At 73.5% G+C, this 20,449-nt stretch carries 17 protein-coding genes; 10 read left to right on the top strand and 7 right to left on the bottom strand.

The window, feature by feature from the left end; all coding sequences use genetic code 11:
* Positions 1 to 53 precede the first annotated feature (53 nt).
* A complete protein-coding gene (locus JYK04_RS06330; RefSeq protein WP_189742740.1) occupies positions 54 to 461 on the top strand; it encodes a PPOX class F420-dependent oxidoreductase in 408 nt (135 codons plus the stop codon).
* A 50-nt stretch (positions 462 to 511) separates the two neighbouring features.
* Here the strand turns inward: JYK04_RS06330 and JYK04_RS06325 are convergent, their stop codons facing one another.
* Together JYK04_RS06325 and JYK04_RS06320 are read right to left on the bottom strand one after the other, a co-directional pair.
* Positions 512 to 958: a nitroreductase family deazaflavin-dependent oxidoreductase gene (locus tag JYK04_RS06325; RefSeq protein ID WP_189742738.1), complete on the bottom strand. Its 447-nt coding sequence runs from the start codon at positions 956 to 958 to the stop codon at positions 512 to 514.
* Between the two features lie 40 nt (positions 959 to 998).
* Positions 999 to 2,207 carry an FAD-dependent monooxygenase gene (locus JYK04_RS06320; protein ID WP_189742736.1) on the bottom strand — a complete coding sequence of 403 codons (1,209 nt, stop codon included), beginning with the start codon at positions 2,205 to 2,207 and terminating at the stop codon, positions 999 to 1,001.
* A gap of 99 nt (positions 2,208 to 2,306) precedes the next feature.
* Between JYK04_RS06320 and JYK04_RS06315 the strand changes: the two genes are divergently transcribed.
* The 4 genes from JYK04_RS06315 (at position 2,307) to JYK04_RS06300 (ending at position 5,944) form a co-directional block, all read left to right on the top strand.
* Positions 2,307 to 2,978 carry a TetR/AcrR family transcriptional regulator gene (locus JYK04_RS06315; protein WP_189742735.1) on the top strand — a complete coding sequence of 224 codons (672 nt, stop codon included), beginning with the start codon at positions 2,307 to 2,309 and terminating at the stop codon, positions 2,976 to 2,978.
* Between the two features lie 532 nt (positions 2,979 to 3,510).
* The gene (locus JYK04_RS06310; protein ID WP_189742733.1) at positions 3,511 to 4,914 is read left to right on the top strand and encodes an alpha/beta hydrolase family protein; all 1,404 of its coding nucleotides are present in this window, start codon (positions 3,511 to 3,513) and stop codon (positions 4,912 to 4,914) included.
* Positions 4,915 to 5,037: 123 nt separating this feature from the next.
* Positions 5,038 to 5,580 carry a hypothetical protein gene (locus tag JYK04_RS06305; protein ID WP_189742731.1) on the top strand — a complete coding sequence of 181 codons (543 nt, stop codon included), beginning with the start codon at positions 5,038 to 5,040 and terminating at the stop codon, positions 5,578 to 5,580.
* Entirely contained in the window at positions 5,570 to 5,944 is a 375-nt protein-coding gene (locus JYK04_RS06300; RefSeq protein WP_189742729.1) for a VOC family protein, read from the top strand. The genes JYK04_RS06305 and JYK04_RS06300 overlap by 11 nt, the downstream gene beginning before the upstream one ends.
* Positions 5,945 to 5,977: 33 nt before the next feature.
* Here the strand turns inward: JYK04_RS06300 and JYK04_RS06295 are convergent, their stop codons facing one another.
* A complete protein-coding gene (locus tag JYK04_RS06295; protein ID WP_189742727.1) occupies positions 5,978 to 7,876 on the bottom strand; it encodes a serine hydrolase domain-containing protein in 1,899 nt (632 codons plus the stop codon).
* Between the two features lie 295 nt (positions 7,877 to 8,171).
* Here JYK04_RS06295 and JYK04_RS06290 point away from each other — a divergent pair, with 295 nt between their 5' ends.
* The 3 genes from JYK04_RS06290 (at position 8,172) to JYK04_RS06280 (ending at position 12,254) form a co-directional block, all read left to right on the top strand.
* Positions 8,172 to 9,287, top strand: coding sequence for an NAD(P)H-dependent flavin oxidoreductase (locus JYK04_RS06290; protein ID WP_189742725.1), 1,116 nt, complete (start codon positions 8,172 to 8,174; stop codon positions 9,285 to 9,287).
* Between the two features lie 5 nt (positions 9,288 to 9,292).
* The gene (locus JYK04_RS06285) at positions 9,293 to 10,876 is read left to right on the top strand and encodes an acyl-CoA synthetase (RefSeq protein WP_189742723.1); all 1,584 of its coding nucleotides are present in this window, start codon (positions 9,293 to 9,295) and stop codon (positions 10,874 to 10,876) included.
* Between the two features lie 274 nt (positions 10,877 to 11,150).
* A complete protein-coding gene (locus JYK04_RS06280; protein ID WP_189742721.1) occupies positions 11,151 to 12,254 on the top strand; it encodes a calcium:cation antiporter in 1,104 nt (367 codons plus the stop codon).
* Positions 12,255 to 12,289: 35 nt separating this feature from the next.
* On the opposite strand, the gene JYK04_RS06275 is transcribed toward JYK04_RS06280, so the two are convergent.
* Complete coding sequence (locus JYK04_RS06275) at positions 12,290 to 14,758, bottom strand: penicillin acylase family protein (RefSeq protein WP_189742719.1); 2,469 nt, start codon at positions 14,756 to 14,758, stop codon at positions 12,290 to 12,292.
* A 157-nt stretch (positions 14,759 to 14,915) separates the two neighbouring features.
* On the opposite strand from JYK04_RS06275, the gene JYK04_RS06270 reads away from it, so the two are divergent.
* Positions 14,916 to 16,475: a fatty acyl-CoA synthetase gene (locus JYK04_RS06270; protein ID WP_373297473.1), complete on the top strand. Its 1,560-nt coding sequence runs from the start codon at positions 14,916 to 14,918 to the stop codon at positions 16,473 to 16,475.
* Between the two features lie 21 nt (positions 16,476 to 16,496).
* Here JYK04_RS06270 and JYK04_RS06265 read toward each other — a convergent pair whose 3' ends face one another.
* Both JYK04_RS06265 and paaK read right to left on the bottom strand, forming a co-directional pair.
* Positions 16,497 to 17,351: a YhjD/YihY/BrkB family envelope integrity protein gene (locus JYK04_RS06265; RefSeq protein ID WP_189742717.1), complete on the bottom strand. Its 855-nt coding sequence runs from the start codon at positions 17,349 to 17,351 to the stop codon at positions 16,497 to 16,499.
* Positions 17,352 to 17,422: 71 nt separating this feature from the next.
* Positions 17,423 to 18,754 (bottom strand): phenylacetate--CoA ligase PaaK, encoded by a 1,332-nt coding sequence (paaK, locus tag JYK04_RS06260; RefSeq protein ID WP_189742715.1) that lies wholly within the window; start codon positions 18,752 to 18,754, stop codon positions 17,423 to 17,425.
* Between the two features lie 404 nt (positions 18,755 to 19,158).
* Between paaK and JYK04_RS06255 the strand changes: the two genes are divergently transcribed.
* Positions 19,159 to 19,680, top strand: a complete 522-nt coding sequence (locus JYK04_RS06255; protein WP_229876305.1) for a hypothetical protein — start codon at positions 19,159 to 19,161, stop codon at positions 19,678 to 19,680.
* A 166-nt stretch (positions 19,681 to 19,846) separates the two neighbouring features.
* Here JYK04_RS06255 and JYK04_RS06250 read toward each other — a convergent pair whose 3' ends face one another.
* Positions 19,847 to 20,404 carry a DUF3291 domain-containing protein gene (locus JYK04_RS06250; RefSeq protein ID WP_189742713.1) on the bottom strand — a complete coding sequence of 186 codons (558 nt, stop codon included), beginning with the start codon at positions 20,402 to 20,404 and terminating at the stop codon, positions 19,847 to 19,849.
* Positions 20,405 to 20,449 lie beyond the last annotated feature (45 nt).

The following is a 20,449-nucleotide window of genomic DNA, read 5'->3' as shown; positions in this document are numbered from 1 at the left end:
TCCGAGGCCAGTCGGCCCGGGGACGGGAGTCAGCCGAGGGAAGGAACCGCTCCGTGTCCGCCGCACTCTCCGACGACCTGAAGAAACTCATCGACGACAGCCCGGTCTTCGCGACCGTGGCCACGATCCAGCCGGACGGCAGCCCGCAGCTGTCGATCACCTGGCTCACCCGGGACGGCGACGACCTGCTCGTCTCCACGACGATCGGCCGCCGCAAGGAGAAGAACCTGCGCGCGGACCCGCGGGTCACGGTCATGATCAACCCGGCGAACGCGCCCTACACCTACGCCGAGGTCCGCGGCACCGCCGAACTGACCACGGAGGGCGGCCAAGAGCTGATCAACGAGCTGTCGCGCAAGTACACGGGCAAGGAGTACGCGGACTTCAACCCGGCGTCGAAGGACGACGCCGAGCGCGTCGTCGTCCGCGTCGTCCCGCGCAAGGTCGTCGGCTCGCTCTGACGCACGCCGGTCGGGCCGGCGGGAGAAAGGCTCCCGTCGGCCCGTCGTCATCATGCGGGTTCGATGACGACGATCGGGATCTCGCGGTCCGTCTTGGCCTGGTACTCGTCGTACGCGGGCCAGTGCCCGACCATCACGGGCCAGTACGCGGCGCGTTCCTCGGGGGTGGCGGTGCGGGCCGTGCCCTGCATGATCTCCGGCCCGACCTGGATGCGGACCGCGGGGTGCTCGGAGAGGTTCCGGTACCAGAGCGGGTGCGCGGGTTCGCCGCCCTTGGAGGCGACGACGAGGTAGGCGCCTTCGGCCTCGCCGTAGATGAGCGGGGTCCGCACGGGCTTGCCGGACACCCGGCCCAGGGTGGTGAGCAGCAGGGTCTGGGTGCCGTTCCAGTACTGGCCGTCGGTGCCGCCCGAGCCCACGTACTGCTTGACGTGGTCCAGCTGCCAGGATCCCTCCCGGGGATCGGTCGGGTGGTCCCAGTCGATGTCGGTCGTCATGTGACTTCGCCTGCCTTCGCGTCGGATCGATCAGCGAACCTCACCAACGAGTGGCAACGCCCGCGGACACGGTGGTCATTCCGCTCGGGAGAGTGAATCCGTCGAACAGCGCAGCCATCGCCCGGGTCGCGGCCCGGGCGGGGGTGGCGCGGACGGCGAGGTCGCGGGCGGCCACGGCGAGGGGGTGGCTGAGGGCGGCGACCCGGCCCGCCCGGCGCGCGCGGACGCGGATGGCGTCGGTGCGCGCGCGGCGGGCCGCGCTGTAGGCCGCGAGGGCGGCCGGGACGTCCGCGGCGTCGGTGCCGGCCAGGAGATGGCCGAGGACCGCGGCGTCCTCGACGGCCTGGCAGCCGCCCTGGCCCAGGTTGGGGGTCATGGCGTGGGCGGCGTCGCCGAGCCAGGCCAGGCGCCCGTGGTGGAAGCGGGGGAGCGGGGCGGCCAGGTCGTACAGGTCGTGCTGGAGCACGGCCGCCGGGTCGATCCGCTCCAGCAGGGCCGGGATCGGGTCGTGCCAGGTGCCGTAGCGGCGCAGGAGTTCGGCGCGGACGTCGGCAGGGCGGTGGCCGGCGGGGACGACGGCGGTGGCGTAGAGGTAGATCCGGCCGTCGGCGAGCGGGACCACACCGAAACGCTCGCCGCGGCCCCAGGTCTCGGCGGTCGCCGTCCCGGCGCTGCTCGCGGCGGCGGGCAGGACCGTGCGCCAGGCGGTCTCCCCGCTGTGGTGGAGGCCGGGGTGGTCCGGGAAGTACTGGCGGCGCAGCGGGCTGTGGATGCCGTCGGCGGCGATGACGAGGTCGGCGCCGCCGAGGTCGCCGGCGTCGGTGCGGACCACCGGGGAGCCGTCGGCGTCGTCCACCGAGGTGACGGCGACGCCGTAGCGGACCGCCGTGGCGGGGAGCGCGGCGGCCAGGGCGCCGGCCAGCGCCGAGCGGTGCAGGGCGAGCGGCGGGCCGCCGAAGCGGGCGGCCAGCGCGGCGGTGTCGGCGCGGCTGAGCCAGCGGCCGTCCGGGCGGCGCAGGCCCATCGCGGCGGGGACGGCACGGCCCGCCGCGCGGGTGATGTCGAAGCCGATGGTGTCGAAGGCGCGCAGGGCGTTGGGGGCGAGCACGATCCCGGCGCCGGCCGCGGTCGGCCCGGCCGCGCGCTCGCAGACGGTGACCCGCCAGCCGTGGCGGTGCAGGGCCACGGCCGCGGTGAGTCCGCCGATCCCCGCGCCCGCCACGACCGCGTGACGCTGAACTGCCGACATGACGAGTCCCCCGTTTCCTCTTCCTCGCTACTCCTCCGGCCGGATCCTCTACATGTGTAGAGTCCGATGGTGCTCACTCTACAGCTGTAGAGTGAGCGGATGTCCACCCCTCGCAAGAACCCGCCCGCGGCGGATCGCAGAACGCTGATCGCCGATACCGCGATCGACCTCGTCGCCGCCGCCGGGCTCCGGGGCCTGACCCACCGCGCGGTCGACGGCGCGGCGGGGCTGCCGGCCGGGAGCACCTCGTACTACTTCCGTACGAGGACGGCACTGATCGGGGCCTGCTACCAGCGGCTGGCCGAGCTGGACCTGGGCGACCTCGGCGACGTCGGTGACCTGGCCGGCATCGGTCACCCGGCCGACCTCGGGGGTGCTCGCGCGCCCGAGGCTCCGCCGGCGCCCCCGGAGGCGGACCGGGCCGCGGCCGCGGCCGCGCTGGCCGGGTTGCTGCACCGCTGGCTGACGGCGGGCCGCGCGCGCCAGCTGGCCCGCTTCGAACTCAGCCTCGAAGCGGCCCGCAATCCCGAACTGGAGGCGGACTTCCACCGGGCGGGTCAGGGAGCCCGGGTCCGTGCCTCGGGCGTCCTCGCCGCCCTCGGCGCGCAGCGGCCCGAGGAGGCCGCCGAACTGCTGGTCGCCTGGACGGACGGGCTCCTCTACGACCGGCTGGCCGGCGCTCTCGCCCGCTCCCGCCCGGCCCCCGACCTCGCCGAGTTGACCTCCGTCACCCGGCGGATGCTCGACGCGGTCCTCGCCCGTCCGGCCTGACCCGAAGGGCGCCGGGGTCCTTCGGGTCGTCGCGCAGTCGCGCCGTCGCGCCAAGCCGTGGTGGGCACCTGCGCAGTGGGGGAGGGGCAGGTGCCCACGGGGGCGGCCGCGGGCCGCTCGCCGGTTCGGCCGCCGCTTTTCAGCGTAGGACGTTCCGGGCCGGCGCGGGATGGCGAGCTCGATACGGGACCGACACCGGGGCCGGGAACCTCCCGGGGTGGTTGACCGTTCATCCATACGTGGTGCGGGCAAGGGGCCGATGTCCCCGCCCCTCCCGAAACGCCCTGGCCGGCCTCTCCCCCCGGTCGGCCGGGGCCGCCCCGATCGGCCTCCCCCCCCCGGCCGGTCGGGGCCCCTTCCCTCGACCGGCCCAAGGCGGGCGGTGTCCGGAAGCCCGCGCCGACAGGCCGGGACGCACGCCCGCGACCTGCCGGTTCGGGGCCGGCCGGGGACGGGGCCGGACGGCCCCGCGCCAACCGCACCGGACGGGACGGCAGGCCGCCGCACCGCGTCGGGGCTACGTTCCGATGGCATGAACCACATATCCGGTGACCGGCACTCCGGCCCCACCCGCCGCGCTCTGCTCACGGCCGGGGCGGGAGCCGCCCTCGTGGCCGGCTGCAGCCGCGGCGGCGCCTCAGGCGCCCCGGCGGCGGCGTCCAGCGGCTCCGCCCCACCCACCGCGGCCGCGGGCGGCCTCACCCCGGGCGCGATGACCCTGTTCAAGGACCCGGCGTACAACTTCAACGGACTCCTCGCGCTCGGTGGCTCGGGCGCAGGAGCCGCCGAGGTCGGCGAGGTCCTCACGGCCGTGAACACGATCAACGACGCCGGTCTGACCGCGCAGACGTACGTACAGACCTTCCGCGCCCTCGGCGACCAGCTCCTGGAGGCACCCCCGGGCGCCCCGGCCGACGGGCAGACCAAGCGGTTCCGGGCGCTGCGCGCCGCCCAGTACTACGGTCAGGCGCTGTTCTTCGTCCTCGGTTCGGACGACCCCGGCAGCGAGGAGCAGCTGTACAAGGCGGGGCGCGGGGCCTGGGACACCTTCTGCGGCCTGTGCGAGCCCGCGCCGGTGAAGGCGAACGTGCCCTACGGCGCCACACCGCTGCCGGTGTGGTTCTTCCGCCCCGACACCTCCGGCACCCCGCGCCCGACGGTGATCCTGACCAACGGGAGCGACGGCCAGAACGTGGACATGTGGACCTACGGGGTCCCGGCCGCGCTGGACCGGGGCTGGAACGCGCTCGTCTACGACGGGCCGGGCCAGGGGCAGCTGCTCTTCGTGGACCAGGTCGTCTTCACGCCCACCTGGGAGAAGGTCGTCACGCCCCTCGTCGACTGGCTGACGGCCCGCGCCGACGTGGACCCGGACAAGATCGCCCTGACCGGTCTGAGCATGGCGGGGGACCTCGCCCCGAGGGCGGCGGCGTTCGAGACCCGGATCGCCGCGCTGGTGGCCATGCCGGGCTGCCTGGAGCCGTGGCTGGGCTTCCCGCCCGAGATCCGGAAGATCCTCACCCCGTCCAAGCAGGAGACGAACGACATCTGGAACAAGGAGGTCGTCCCCGAACTGCCCCCGGACGCGGCCGACGTGATGAAGAAGCGCTTCGAGCCGTTTTCCATCCCCGCGATGCTCGAAGCCCGTCGGGGAAAGCTCTTCACCGACTTCTACACCCCCGCCACCCGCATCCAGGCGCTGTCGATCACCGATGTCGTCGGCCGCATCAAGGCACCCACCCTGGTACTGGACTACGAGGGCGAGCAGTTCTACCCCGGCCAGCCGCGCCGCATGTACGACGCCCTCACCTCGCCCAAGGACTACCTGAAACTGACGGCGGCCCAGGGCGCGCAGCTGCACTGTTCCCCCATGGCCCCGCAGCTGCACTGCGAGGTCGTCTTCGACTGGCTCGAGAAGACGCTCCTGAACCGCTGACGAGCGGCTCCGCAGGCCTGCCCGGCCGGAAATCCGTGGCCGGGGCCGGCCCGGCTCTGCATGATGGGGGCGTCGCCGCCCGGCGGCCTCGATGCCGGTCCTTCGATGCGGAGCAGCGCTGCCATGGCGACCCTTGCGGTGACGGGCCATACGAACCTCACCGGGGCGAGCCTCCCCCTGGTCGCAGAGGCGCTGGCCCCGCTGCTCGCCCGCTACCCGGCCGCGGAGCTCACCGGAATGTCCTGCCTGGCCGCGGGCGCGGACACGGTCTTCGCGGATGCCGTCCTCGCGCTCGGCGGCCGGCTGGTGGCGGTCCTCCCCTCGGCCGACTACCGCTCGCGCATGCCGGCGGGACCGCACGCCGGCGCGTACGACCGCCTCCTGCGGGCAGCCGCCGAGGTCAAGGTCATGCCGTACCGAAGAGCGGGCGCGGCCGCCTACGCCGCCGCCAACCGGCTGCTGCTCGGCCGGGCCGAACTCCTGGTCGCGGTCTGGGACGGCGGGCGGGGTGGCCGGCCGGGCGGAACGGGCGACGCCGTGGCGACGGCCCGCGCGCAGGGGATGCCGGTGGAGGTCGTCTGGCCGGCCGGCGCCGCTCGACGACCCCGGATCCGGCCCGATCGGCGAGGCGCCCCCTGCGGCCTAGGATCCGGTCATGATCGCTGAACTGCAATGCGTGGTCCTGGACTGTCCCGAGCCTCAGACGCTCGCCGAGTTCTACCGGTCCCTGCTCGGCGGGAACGTCAACCAGCCGGACCGGCGCTGGTCGCTCGACGAGAGCTGGGCGACGCTCCACACCCCCTCGGGCCTGGTCCTCGCCTTCCAGCAGGCCCTGGACCACGTCCCGCCGCGCTGGCCCGACCCCACCCGCCCCCAGCAGTTCCACCTGGACCTCGGCGTCCCGGACCTGGACCGGGCGCAGGAGGAGGTGCTGGCGGCCGGCGGGACGCTGCTCGACGGCTCGGACGGGCGCGGCTGGCGGATCTACGCGGACCCGGCGGGGCATCCCTTCTGTCTCGTACGGCACTGAGCGGGTGTCCTGCCGCGGGGGCGGTCGGCGGGGTCAGTCCGCCGACCGGGTCCAGCCGATGGCCTCGATGCGGTCGGCGTCGGCGGGGCGGTCCTCCGCGAAGAGCAGCCGGCCCGGTTCCGCCACGCGCACCACGTCCACGTAGGCCCCGCGCCCCACGTAGCGGCCGGTCGCGGTGTGGCGGAAGCGCAGCCGTACCTCGCGTCCCGCCCAGGCGGCCGTGAGGGGGGCTTCCAATCGGTGCCAGACACGGCCCGACCAGCCGCTCACGGAGCCCCGCGGCCACTGCTCGGGGGTGCCGCCGGTGGACCGCAGCGTGCTGAAGGGCAGCGCCTCCCAGTGCTCCCCGTCGGCGGAGGCCTCCAGGTGCAGGGCGCCCTCGCCGGGCACGGTGTCCCACCACACGGCGCAGCGCAGCCGGGCCGCGGCCGTGGCCGGGCCGAGCGGCGGCAGCGTGAGGGTGCCCGAGGCGCCCGCCTGGATGCCGGAGAACCAGGCCGCGCCGCCGTGCCGGGTGCGGACCGGGACGGCGCGGGCGAAGCGGTTGCCGACCGCGACCCTTGGCGCGCTGCCGGCCCGCCAGGTCCGCACGGGGTGGACGGAGTTGCCGAGCAGGACCAGGAACGAGTCGGTGGAGGGGTCGAGGACCAGGGAGGTGCCGGTGAAGCCGGTGTGCCCGGCGGAGTGCGGGGTGGCCATGGCGCCCATGTACCAGTGCTGGTAGAGCTCGAAGCCGAGACCGTGGTCGTCGCCGGGGAAGGCCGTGTTGTAGTCGGTGAAGAGCAGCTCGACGGAGGCGGGGCGCAGGATCCGCTTGCCCGCGTAGACCCCGCCGTCGAGGAGGGCGCGGGCGAGGACGGCCAGGTCCCACGCGGTGCCGAAGACCCCGGCGTGGCCCGCGACGCCGCCGAGCGCGTACGCGTTCTCGTCGTGGACCTCGCCCCACACCAGCCCGCGGTCCAGGCCGGACCAGGGCGGGCGCTGCACCTCGGTGGCGGCGGTGACCCGGCGCCAGGAGAACGGCGGGTTGTAACGAGTGCGGTGCATCCCGAGCGGAGCGGTGATCTCGTCGCGGAGCAGGACGTCCAGAGTGCGACCGGTGATCTGTTCCAGGAGCAGTTGCAGCGCGATGAGATTGAGGTCGGAATACCGGTAGACGGTCCCGGGGGTCTCCTGGGGCCTGACCGACCACAGCAGCCTCAGCCGCCCCTCCCGCGTGGACTCCTGGTAGAAGGGTGCCCAGGAGCGCAACCCCGAGGTGTGCGTGAGCAGCTGACGGACCGTGACGATCTCCTTGCCGCCCCCGGTGAACTGCGGCAGGTACCGGCACACCGGAGCCTCCAGCTCAAGGCGCCCGCGCTCCATCTGCTGCACCGCCAGGATGGAGGTGAACAGCTTGGTCAGCGAGGCCAGGTCGAAGACCGTGTCCTCGGCCATCGCGATCCGTTCGGACGCCGGGAACTCCCGGACCCGGTCGGTCCGCCCGTCGTAGTCCGCGTACCGGACCGCGTACCCCATGGCGCGGTGCAGGGCGATGGTGCGGCCCCGGCCGGCGAGGACCACCGCTCCCGCGTAGTAGGGGTGTTCGGGGGAGGGGCCCAGGAAGCGCCGGGCTTCGTCCGCCACCCCCTCCAGGTGCCTCTCCAGCAACCCGGCCTGGCGGGCGGATCCGTACCGCAGCCGCAGGCCCTGCAGCGCCCGCCGCTCGGCCGGGCCGCCCGCGGAGCCCGCCGCGCCCGCGGAGCCGGGGAGGGCGGAGTGCAGGACGAGCACCCCGCCCAGGGCGAGCAGTCGCGCCCCGAGCCGACGCCGCGTCAACCCGCCACCACCTGCTCCGGGCCGGCGGCCCGTCCTCTCGGGCCCGCCCGTCGCGGCCGGTACGGGCCGCGCTTGTGCGCCCGCCACTTCGAAAGCCCCCGTGCGTACTGTCATGTCCGCCCTCCTGTCCGCTGTCCACCTGCGGCGCCGTCTCCCAGGGCTCCGCCCCGGACCCCGTGCCTCACGGGCCGGCGGGGCTGGGACGGCCCCGGCACCTGCCGGGCGTGCGCCGCAGGCGAACGGGGCCCGGGTCTCCCGGATCCGCCGTGCGCGCCGCAAGGCGATCCGCACGCTAGTGGGTATCTGCCCGCCCATCGGGCACCCTCCGCACCGACCGACCCGTAAAGAATCTGACACTGCATCAGAAAATCTCTTCCCTCGGCCGCCGGGCTGCGGCATCCTGCCGCCCATGGAGACGGAGCTGAGCAAGAAACTGGGAGTCGAGCACGCCATCTTCGGCTTCACGCCCTTCCCCGCGGTCGCCGCCGCCATCACCCGCGCGGGCGGTTTCGGGGTACTCGGCGCGGTCCGCTACACGGCCCCCGACGACCTGAAACGCGACCTCGACTGGATGCAGGCGCACACCGACGGCAAGCCGTACGGCCTCGACGTCGTCATGCCCGCCAAGAAGGCCGTCGACGGCATCGGCGAAGCCGACATCGAGGCGATGATCCCGGCCGCGCACCGTGCCTTCGTCCGCGACACCCTCGCCAAGTACCACGTGCCCGAGCTGGCCGAGGGCGAGGCCTCCGGTTGGCGGATCACCGGCTGGATGGAGCAGGTCGCCCGGAGCCAGCTCGACGTCGCCTTCGACTACCCCATCAAACTCCTGGCGAACGCCCTCGGTTCCCCGCCCGCCGACGTCATCGCGCGCGCCCACGACCACGGCGTCCTCGTCGCCGCCCTCGCCGGCAGCGCCAAGCACGCCCGCCGCCACGCCGAGGCGGGCATCGACATCGTCGTCGCCCAGGGCTACGAGGCCGGCGGCCACACCGGCGACATCGCCACCATGGTCCTGGTCCCCGAGATCGTCGAGGCCGTCGCCCCCCTCCCGGTCCTCGCCGCCGGCGGCATCGGCAGCGGCGAGCAGATCGCCGCCGGCCTCGCCCTCGGTGCGCAGGGCGCCTGGCTCGGCTCGCTCTGGCTCACCACCACCGAGGCCGACCTCCACTCGCGCGCCCTCACCGAGAAACTGCTCGCCGCCGGCTCCGGCGACACCGTCCGCTCCCGCGCACTGACCGGCAAGCCCGCCCGCCAGTTGCGCACCGAGTGGACCGACGCCTGGGACGACCCGGCGGGGCCGGGCGCGCTCCCCATGCCGCTCCAGGGCCTCCTCGTCGCCGAAGCCGTCTCCCGGATCCAGAAGTACGAGGTCCAGCCCCTGCTCGGCACCCCCGTCGGCCAGATCGTCGGCCGGATGACCGAGGAGCGCAGCGTCCGGGCCGTCTTCGACGACCTCACCGGCGGGTTCGAGAGGGCGATCGACCGCATCAACCGCATCGCCGGCCGAGTCCGAGAGGCGTGACCGACATGACCGCGACGACGTCCACGACCCCCACCGCCGACCAGCAGCCGCCCAACGGCTTCTGGGCCCAGGCCGCCGCCGACCCCGGGCGCGTCGTCCTGGTGACCCCCGAGGGCGAGGAATGGAGCGCCGGCCGGCTGCACGCCGACGTCAACCGCCTCGTCCACGGCCTGCGCGCCGCCGGCCTGGAGAAGGGCGACGTCTTCGCCGTCGTCCTCCCCAACGGCGTGGAGTTCCTCACCGCCTACCTGGCCGCCTCCCAGGCGGGCTTCTACCTCGTTCCCGTCAACCACCACCTCGTCGGCCCCGAGATCGCCTGGATCGTCTCCGACTCCGGAGCCAAGGTCCTCATCGCGCACGAGCGCTTCGCCGACGCCGCGACCGCCGCCGCCGACGAGGCCGGCCTGCCCGCGAGCCACCGCTACGCCGTCGGAGCGGTCGCGGGCTTCCGCCCGTACGCGCAGCTGCTCGACGGGCAGCCCGCGACCGCCCCCGAGGGCCGCACGCTGGGCTGGGTCATGAACTACACCTCCGGCACCACCGGCCGCCCGCGCGGCATCCGCCGCCCGCTGCCCGGCAAGCTCCCGGAGGAGACGTACCTGGGCGGCTTCCTCGGCATCTTCGGCATCCGGCCCTTCGACGGCAACGTCCACCTGGTCTGCTCGCCGCTCTACCACACCGCCGTCCTCCAATTCGCGGGCGCCGCCCTGCACATCGGGCACCCGCTGGTCCTGATGGACAAGTGGACGCCGCGGGAGATGCTCCGCCTGATCGACGCCCACGCCTGCACGCACACCCACATGGTGCCGACCCAGTTCCACCGCCTCCTCGCCCTCCCGCAGGAGACGAAGGACGCGTACGACGTCTCCTCGATGCGGCACGCCATCCACGGCGCCGCGCCCTGCCCCGACCACGTCAAACGGGCGATGATCGACTGGTGGGGCCACTGCGTGGAGGAGTACTACGCGGCGAGCGAGGGCGGCGGCGCCTTCGCGACCGCCGAGGACTGGCTGAAGAAGCCGGGAACCGTCGGCAAGGCCTGGCCGATCAGCGAACTCGCCATCTTCGACGACGACGGCAACCGGCTGCCCGCCGGGGAACTGGGCACCGTCTACCTCAAGATGAACACCGGCGGCTTCAGCTACCACAAGGACGAGGGCAAGACGCGGAAGAACCGGATCGGCGACTTCTTCACGGTCGGCGATCTGGGGCTGATGGACGAGGAGGGCTACCTCTTCCTCCGTGACCGCAAGATCGACATGATCATCTCGGGCGGGGTCAACATCTACCCGGCCGAGATCGAATCGGCCCTGCTCACCCACCCGGCCGTGGCGGACGCCGCCGCCTTCGGCATCCCGCACGCCGAGTGGGGCGAGCAGGTCAAGGCGGTCGTCGAACCGGCCGAGGGCTTCGTCGCGGGCGACGCACTGGCCGCGGAGATCCTGGCCCACTGCGAGCGGCAGCTCGCCGGCTACAAGCGCCCCAAGACGGTCGACTTCATCGAGGCGATGCCCCGCGACCCGAACGGCAAGCTCTACAAGCGGCGGCTGCGCGACCCGTACTGGGAGGGCCACGAGCGCGCGATGTGAGCCCGCCGGCCGGCCGCGTCACCAGTACGTGAAGCCGTACACCCCGGCGCAGTACGGGTCCTCGGCCTCCACGCCGATCCGCCGGGCCGATCCGCCGCGCCGGGCCGCCGATCCGCCGGGCCGGGCCGCCGGTCCGGTCCGGGTGGAGCCGCGCCGCTCCGGCCGTGCGGCTCATGCCCGCCACGCCGCGCGATGTCGTGAGAAGAGCCACGTCAAGGCCCCGGAGGCGTGCCTTGCGCCGCACTGGCGGGACACTTCTGGCAACTTGGCTGATATGAGTACGACTGCGCGCAGATCTCCCCTGACCGACTGGACCGTGGTGGTCCCCGTGGTGGCGCTGGTCGCGCTCGTCTTCAGCTGGGGGCGTGACCTACCCGGCTTCGCGGTGGCGCTCGTCGCCCTCTGCCTCGCGGGCGCGGTGCTGGCGGCCGTCCACCACGCCGAGGTCGTCGCCCACCGGGTCGGTGAGCCCTTCGGCTCCCTCGTCCTCGCCGTGGCGGTCACCGTCATCGAGGTGGCGCTCATCGTCACCCTGATGGCCGACGGCGGCGACAAGACCGCCTCGCTCGCCCGGGACACGGTCTTCGCCGCCGTCATGATCACCTGCAACGGGATCGTCGGCCTGTCGCTGCTCGTCGGCGCCCTGCGCAACCGGGTCGCCGTCTTCAACCCCGAAGGGTCCGGCGCCGCCCTCGCCACCGTCGCGACGCTGGCCACCCTCAGCCTGGTCCTGCCGACCTTCACCACCAGCAAGCCCGGCCCGGAGTTCTCGGCCGCGCAGCTCACCTTCGCCGCCGTCGCCTCGCTCGCCCTGTACGGGCTCTTCGTCGCCGTCCAGACGGTCCGCCACCGCAGCTATTTCCTGCCCGTGGACACCGGGCAGGGTCCCCGCGGCGGTGAGGACCACGCCGAGCCGCCCACCGCCCGCGCCGCCCTCATCAGCCTCGGCCTGCTGCTGATCGCGCTCGTCGCGGTCGTCGGCGACGCCAAGGCCGTCTCCCCGACGATCGAGCGGGCCGTCGCGGCCGCCGGCCTGCCCCAGGCGGTCGTCGGTGTGATCATCGCCCTGCTCGTCCTGCTGCCCGAGACCCTCGCCGCCGTCCGCGCCGCCCGCCGCGACCGCGTGCAGACCAGTCTCAACCTCGCCTACGGGTCCGCCATCGCCAGCATCGGCCTGACCATCCCGGCGATCGCCCTGGCCTCGATCTGGCTCTCCGGCCCGCTCCTGCTCGGCCTCGGCCCGATCCACATGGTGCTGCTCGCCCTCACCGTCGTGGTCAGCGCCCTCACCATCGTCCCGGGGCGCGCCACGCTGCTCCAGGGCGGCGTGCACATCGTGGTGCTGGCCGCGTACCTCTTCCTGGCCGTCAGCCCGTGAGGGACCGGGGCCAGGAAGGGGCCCGCAGGGGGTGATCACCGCCGTTCGCGCGCCAGGACCACCTTCAGCTTCGGCGACGTGAGGATGTCCCGCTCGCAGAAACGTGCCGTGACCCAGCGCTCCTCGGAGTACATCCGGGTCTGGTCGGCGTAGTACGGCGAGAGCGGGTTCGAGGACTGGCTGTACGTCAGCAGGGTGCGCGCCACCGGACAGCGGCCGCCGTCCCAGCCGACCGCCTGGATGTGGCTGGACCCGTGCGTGACCTCCGGGTAGCCGCCGGCCGCCGCGTTCCACGGCGCCTCGATCTTGTTCCAGACGCCGAGCGCCTCCGTACCGCCGCCCACCGGCAGCTTGCGTCCGCCCCGGACCACGAACTGGTGCTCACCCAGCGGGGCGTCCAGCGCGATCCCGGCCGCCCTCAACTCCGCCACCGCGTCCGCGAGCGCCCGCCCGACGCCGGGTGCCGCCTGGTTGAGCGTACGGGGGGTGCGCACGGGGTCGGCCGCCGAGAACGGCACCAGCCACAGGTCCTTGGCCGGTGTCGAGGCCGTCAGCCTGCGCCAGAACCGGTCGAAGAGCAGCGCACCGCGGCTGGCGCTGTCGGTCGTACGGTCCCAGCCCGCCAGCACCCCGCAGGCCGCCGAGACGTCCACCGCACCGCCGTCGCTCGCTGTCGCCCTCCCGCCGGGCAGGGCGGCACACGCCTTCGCCGCGTCCGCCGCGGCCAGATCACCGGCCGGCACCCGGTTCGCGAACTGCTGCTCCTGCAGGTCGGCCACGGTCAGCCGGCCCCGCGCGGCCATCGCGGACACGTCCTCGACGGCGCCGCGCGTGCGCGGCGAGCGCGGGGTGGCGACGCTGCCCCAGATCCGCTCGTAGCCCGTCAGCGGCCGGTCGGCGTTGGCCAGCCAGGCGCTGTCGTTGGAGTTCTCGGCGTACGGGGCGCCCTGCAGCGTGGGTGCCTTCCCCGGGCCGAACACGCCCGGCTGCACGGCGTCCGGATCGGAGCCGATCGCGCAGTCGCCGCGCGAACCGTCCAGCACCGCCAGCCCCGAGGCCGGGTACGTGGCCCGGCCGAGCGGGGTGGAGCAGCGGGCCGCCAGCTCGTCGGTGATCCGGGGGAGCACCTGGGTCTGGGTGAAGAGGGTGCCGCCCGCGGAGTCGGCGGCCACGGTGTTGACCCAGGGCAGGCCCTGGGTGCGCCGCAGAGCGTCCTGGATCCCGGCCACCGAGCGGGCCCTGCCCATCGCGAGGGCGGTGTCGGAGCCGCGCAGGTTCACCGCGTTCGGGTCGTTCAGCGCGTACGCCGTCTGCGCGGTCCACGGCAGGGGCAGGCCCGGGCCGAGGTCCGAGACCACCGGTCCGTAGCGGGTCCACCACTGGGTGCGGGTGACCGGGGCGCCGCCCGCCACCGGGACGGTGACGGTCCGCCGGGTCATGCTCTCCGGCTTGCCGTCGACGACGTAGGCGGTCGGGTCGGCCGGGTCCAGGGAGAGCTGGTGGAGGTTCACGGGGGTGCCGGTGGCGACCGTGTGGCTCCAGGCCACCTTCTCGTTGAAGCCGATGTTGACCACGGCGGTGCCGAGCAGGGAGGCGCCCGAGACGTTCAGCTCGCCCGGGATGGTCTGCTGGAACTGCCAGAAGCGGCGCCCGCCGTGCCACGGGTAGTGCGGGTTCCCGAGGAGCAGGCCGCGGCCGTTCGCCGTGGTGGAGCCGGCGAAGGCCACCGCGTTGGAACCCATGTCGTAGCGGCCGGTGTCGAAGAACTCCCGCGCGGCCTCGGCGGCGGCCGCCGGATCGGCCGCGGGGTCGGGCGCCGGGTCGGCGGCCTGCGGGCGTGCCGTGGGGCCGGTCGGCGCGCCCGCGGCGCCCGGGGGCCGCGCCGCCGTGATGCCGTCGATGCCGCGGCCCTGGCCGCCGAGGACCGAGACCGCGAAGGCGCGGGCGGCCACATCGGCCGTGGTGACGGGGCGGACCCAGCCGGCGCTGTTGCACGCCGGGTCGGTGACCTTGTTCTGGGCCAGCCAGGCGTTGTACCCGGCGGCCCAGCCGCGCATCAGCTCCTTGAGGTCCTTGGTCGGACCGGCCGGGGCCGGGGTCGCCAGGAGCTTCTCGACCGTGCCGGACTCCCGCACCCCCTTGAAGTACAGGTCGCTGGAGAGGTTCTTCGTGGCGGAGGAGAGCGAGAAGTCGGGTGCCGCGTCGGCGCCGAACCAGCGCGAACGCTCACCGGCGACGGTCACGAACCCGTCCGCGAGGACACAGACCTGGTCGGCAGCCTGGGCCCATCCGGTGCCGAAGCCGAGCCGCGCGTAGTCGCGGGCGAGTATGTGCGGGATGCCGTTCTCGGTGTACCGGATGACGGCGGACAGACCGCCGCCGGCGGCGGTGCGGCCGTCGGGCGGCGCGGCGGCCGAGGCCTGGGGCACGGCGGCCGTCGCGGCGAGCAGAGCGGCGCCGGTGAGGGCGACGCGGCGGAGTATCGGACGAGTGCTGAGGTGCAACAGTCCTCCCAAGTAGCCTGCGGATGGGCGTGGTTACCCGTTGGACAGGCGGTACGTCCGTGCCCCCACACTCATTCAGTCCGTCCGATGATCTGTCAACATCCCGTTTGGCATCCGGTTATTGACCTTGGGCGTACCGGAGGACGAGGATCGCGCCATGACGGCAGACCGGGCAGTGCGGGCAGTGCGGGCAGTGCGGGCAGTGCGAGCGGTGCGGGACGACACGGTCGACGGGCTGGTGCACGGCAGTGCGCGGCGGGTCCCCGACCGCCCGGCCGTGCGCTACGGCGAGCGGAGCTGGACGTACGCGGAACTCGACGCGGCCGTCACCACCGGCGCCGCCGTGCTGCGGGAGCGGTACGGGCTGGCCGCCGGGGACCGGGTCGCCACCTTCGCCCACAACTGCGACGCCTACCTCATCGCCTTCCTGGCCTGCGCCCGGGCCGGGCTCACCCACGTCCCGGTCAACCAGAACCTCACCGGCGAGGACCTCGCGTACATCCTGGACGACTCCGCGAGCGCCCTGGTCCTCGCCGATCCCGACCTGGCCGGGCGGATCCCCGACGGGTACCGGGTACGGGCGCTGCGCGACGCCCCCGACTCCTTCCTGGCGGAGCTGGCCGAGCCGCTGCCCTTTGAGGACGACCGGGACCCGGACACGCTGGCGCAGCTCCTCTACACCTCGGGGACCACCGCCCTGCCCAAGGGCGCGATGATGACCCACCGGGCCCTCGCCCACGAGTACGAGAGCGCGATCGAGGCACTGGACCTGGCCGAGGACGACCGGCCCGTGCACTCACTGCCGCTCTACCACTCGGCGCAGATGCACGTCTTCCTGCTGCCGTACCTGGCGGTGGGGGCACGGAACACCATCGTGGACGCGCCCGTCGCGGAGCGGATCTTCGACCTGGTCGAGGCCGGTGAGGCGGACAGCCTCTTCGCACCGCCGACGGTGTGGATCGGCCTCGCCAACCACCCGGAGTTCGCGGTGCGTGAGCTGGGCGCGCTGCGGAAGGCCTACTACGGGGCCTCGATCATGCCGGTTCCGGTCCTGGAGCGCCTGCGCGAGCGGCTGCCGGGGCTCGGCTTCTACAACTGCTTCGGCCAGAGCGAGATCGGCCCGCTGGCCACGGTACTCGGACCGCTGGAGCACGAGGGGCGGATGGACTCCTGCGGGCGGCCGGTGCGCCACGTGGAGGCGAAGGTCGTCGACGAGGACGGCAAGGACGTGCCGGACGGAACGGCGGGCGAGGTGGTGTACCGCTCGCCACAGCTCTGCCTGGGGTACTGGAACGACCCGGTGGCCACGGAGAAGGCCTTCCGGGGCGGCTGGTTCCGTTCGGGCGACCTCGCGGTGCGTGACGCGCAGGGGTACTTCACGGTCGTGGACCGGGTGAAGGACGTCATCAACTCGGGCGGGGTGCTGGTCGCCTCGCGGCAGGTGGAGGACGTGCTCTACACCCATCCGGGCGTGGCCGAGGCGGCGGTGGTGGGACTGCCCGACGAACGCTGGATCGAGGCGGTCACCGCGGTGGTGGTACCGCGCGGGGAGGCGGGGGAGGTGACGGAGGCGGAGCTGATGGCCTACGCGAGGGAGAAGCTCGCCCACTTCAAGGCCCCGAAGCGGGTGCTCTTCGTGGACGCCCTCCCGCGCAACGCCAGCGGCAAGATCCTCAAGAGGGAACTGCGCGACCGCTTCGCGGAACCCGGCCACTGACGCCGGGCCGGGGCGGCCCGGTCAGCCGGGGTATGGCGGGGGTGCGGCGGGGTCCTCGGGAGGGAAGACCCCGTCGCGCCGCAGCCGCCGCAGGGTGAGGTGCTCGTGCACGAGCCGGCCGACGAGCGCGCCGCCATAGACCACGAAGCCGACGCCGACCAGCCAGGACTGGACGACGAGCAGGGTGCCGAAGGGGCCGTAGATCACCGCGTTCGAGGCGATGAGCGGGGAGAACACCAGCTGCGAGAAGATCCGCAGCCCCAGCAGCCCGAGGCTGGTCGCGACCGCTCCCGGCACCAGCGCGCGCCAGCGGACCCGGCCGCCGAGCAGCAGGCGCTGCGAGACGATGAAGAACAGACAGGTGCCGACGAGGTCCCCCAGAGCGCCGAGGACCGTGCCCATGGCGTTGTTCGACGGAGAGGGGATCCCCACGAGCAGGGCGAGGTAGCAGACCAGCAGGGCGAGCCAGACGACGTGCAGCCACATGGTGTGCCAGCGCGCGGTCGGCAGGTCCCAGACCTTCTCGTAGCCGGTCTGCACGGCCGAGCCGAAGGTCAGGCCGAACACCGCGAGGGCGGCCAGACCGAACGCGGTGGTCCGCTCCAGCGCCAGGTCCGCGGCGCCGAACAGCATCTCGACCCGGACCCGCGAGGCCGCCGTCACCCCGAGGGCCTGGCCGAGCCAGCGGCCGAAGCCCGAGCCGCTCCCGGGTGCGGCGGCCGCCACGACCACCAGCAGCGGCACCAGGGTGAGGAAGCCGAGGGCCGCGAAGCCCATGGCCCGGTGCATCAGCTCCATCTCCCGGCCACGGCTCCAGGCCAGCCCGATCTGGGAGCCCTGGAGCCGGTCGTAGAGCTGCCGGAGGGTGGAGATCACACCTCATGCACTACCCCCGAGCGTCGGCCCGCTCCCGGGGGCCACCCCCAAATGGGCCCGAAGGGGTGGTTTCAGCCGCCCGGACGCGTGTCCCCCCTGACCTCCCCGGCTCTGCGGAGGTCGACCAGTCGCTTGATCTTCCCCACCGAACGCTCCAGCGTCTCCGGGTCGACCACCTCGACCCGGACGGAGACCCCGACCCCCTCCTTGACGGCCCGGACCACGGCGGCGGCGGCGTCCTGCCGCCGCTCGGCGTCCGTCTCCCGACGCGCCTCCACCCGTACCGTCAGGGCGTCCATCCGGCCCTCCCGGGTCAGCCGCAGCTGGAAGTGGGGAGCCAGGCCCGGCGTCCGCAGCAGGACCTCCTCTATCTGGGTCGGGTACACGTTCACCCCGCGCAGGATGATCATGTCGTCGCTGCGCCCCGTGATCTTCTCCATCCGGCGGAAGGCCGGCCGGACCGTTCCGGGCAGCAGCCGCGTCAGGTCCCGGGTGCGGTAGCGGATGACGGGCATGGCCTCCTTGGTGAGGGAGGTGAACACCAGCTCGCCGGGCTCGCCCTCCGGCAGCACCGCGCCGGTCAGCGGATCGACCACCTCGGGATAGAAGTGGTCCTCCCAGATGTGCAGCCCGTCCTTGGTCTCCGCGAACTCCTGTGCCACGCCCGGTCCGATGACCTCGGACAGGCCGTATATGTCCACCGCGTCGATGCCGAGCCGTTCCTCGATCTCCCGGCGCATCTCCTCGGTCCACGGCTCCGCGCCGAAGATTCCCGTCCGCAGCGAGGTGGCGCGCGGGTCGATCCCCTGGCGCTCCATCTCGTCCAGCAGGGTCAGCATGTAGGAAGGGGTCACCATGATGACCTCCGGCCGGAAGTCCTCGATGAGCCGGACCTGCCGGTCCGTCATCCCGCCCGACGCGGGCACGACCGTACAGCCGAGGCGCTCGGCGCCGTAGTGCGCGCCCAGGCCGCCGGTGAACAGCCCGTACCCGTAGGCGATGTGGATGATCTGGCCGGGCCGCCCGCCCGCCGCGCGTATGGACCGGGCGACGACGTCCGCCCAGGTGTCGAGGTCCCCGTCGGTGTATCCGACGACGGTGGGCCGCCCGGTGGTGCCGCTGGAGGCGTGGATGCGGCGCACCTGCGAGCGCGGCACGGCGAACATCCCGAAGGGGTACTGGTCGCGCAGATCGGCCTTGGTGGTCAGGGGGAATAGGGAGAGGTCGGCGAGGGAGCGGCAGTCGTCGGGATGCACGCCGGCCTTGTCGAAGGCCTGCCGGTAGAAGGGCACCTTCTCGTAGGCGCGGTGCAGGGTCGCGCGCAGCCGGGTGAGCTGGAGGGCGGCCAGCTCGTCGCGGCCCAGCCGCTCGCCCCTGTCGTGGAGATCCGTGTACACCGCCATGCCGTCACCTCATCATGAGAACCGACCGATCATTCGGTAGATTGCCAGGAATCCGCAGGCTAAATCAATGACTCGAACGAGTGATCGTCTGTTGTGCCGGCCCGCATGCCCGCCCTCGGCACGTATGACGGGACCGACCTCGGCGGACCGGCGACCGGCGACCGGCTGCCGGCTGCCGGCCGCCGTCTCATCCTGCTCGATCCGCGCGGTACGGGCGACTCCGCGATACGCCGCGAGGCCCCGCGGTCTCGGCGGACGGGTCGACGTACCGCGTCGACCGCCGGGCGGCCGGCGCCGAGGCCCTCCGCGTGCACCGCGGCCGGCCCGTCGGGCGGTGGTTCGTCAAGATCGGCGGGATGGCAGACTGGCGGGCCGTACCGCGAACCGAGAGGACCGACACCATCGTGCGACGGAGACGGGCGCGCACCGCCCTGGCGTCCCTGGCCCTGACGGCCCTGACCGCTGCGGCGGCGACCGCCTGCGCGTCCCCGCTGCAGGACCTCGGCCCGCTGCCCCCGCGATTCTCGGGTCCGCCACTGCCCCGCGAAACGGTGGTGTCGGAGATGACCTCGATACTGGCGGCGGAGGGCATCACCGTGGAGCGGGAACCCTCCGGGGTTCTGGGCATGTGCTCCGAACGGCTCTCCGGACGCCATGCGCCGGAGACGGTGGAAGCCGCCATGAAAGCGGCCGTCGCGCGCGCCCGTTCCGAGCACGGCTGGCAGCCCGGCCCCGACACCGGCGGGGAGTCGGTGACGCTGACGAAGAACAACTGGACGGCCATGGTCGGCTTCGCGGGCGACCCGGCACCGGGTCTGCAGGCACCGGTCATCGTCTCGCTGCACTGCGTGGACGGCGGCGACAGCTCCACCGCCCCCGCGGCACCTTCCGCCCCGGCCCTGACGCCCGCCCCCGCGCCGTCCTGAGCGAGCGCCGGGCGTACGCCCCGTACGGCCCATGCGGACCTGTACGGCTCGCCGGCCGGGGCCCCTTCGGCGGGCCCCGGCGGCCTGCCGGCGGTGGCGGACGCGTCAGTTCGCCGTCAGTCGATCGAGGCGTTCGACAGCGAACCCGGTCGTTCAGGCCTCCCTGTCAGCGAACCTGGTCGCTCTTCGGCCCGATGCCTTTGATCCTGGTCGGAGTTCCCTCCGGGGTGAACGAGTGGTGGAAGGTGAAGGCGTGCGGCGCGGAGCCGTGGTCGTGGAGGTGTTCCAGCCGGGAGACCCCGTCCTGCCAGGTGGGTATCACGCCGTCGGAGACCCACCAGCACACGTAGTTCGGCTGTCCTGCCCTCTCGAACCAGTCGTAACGCCTGTTCAGCGCCGCACGGTGCAGACCCGTGTAGACGGCGTCGAAGGCGGGGTGCAGGTCGGTCCAGAGGGAGAGCGTCGTGGCCAGGGCGGTGGTTTCCACCGTGCGGCCCTTGTCGTACCAGGTCGGTACGGCGAACTCTCCCCATGCACCCCAGTCCGCCTCGAAGAGCATGCCCCGGTCGCCGCCCGCCGCTTCGGCACGCGCGAGGTATCCGGGGTGCTGGCTGATCTTCCGGTAGACGGCCTCACCGATCTCGTAGAACTCGTGCGTGAGAGGTGTGGGATCGGCGAGAGGGGACTTCAGGACGCCGAATGTGTACAGCGCAAGATGGGGCATGCGTCTCTTCCTGGTGGGGGTGCCTGGTGTGGACCCGGTTCGGTG

Source organism: Streptomyces nojiriensis (genome assembly GCF_017639205.1).
Taxonomy (GTDB): domain Bacteria; phylum Actinomycetota; class Actinomycetes; order Streptomycetales; family Streptomycetaceae; genus Streptomyces; species Streptomyces nojiriensis.
This window is presented reverse-complemented; position numbering and strand designations above follow the sequence as displayed.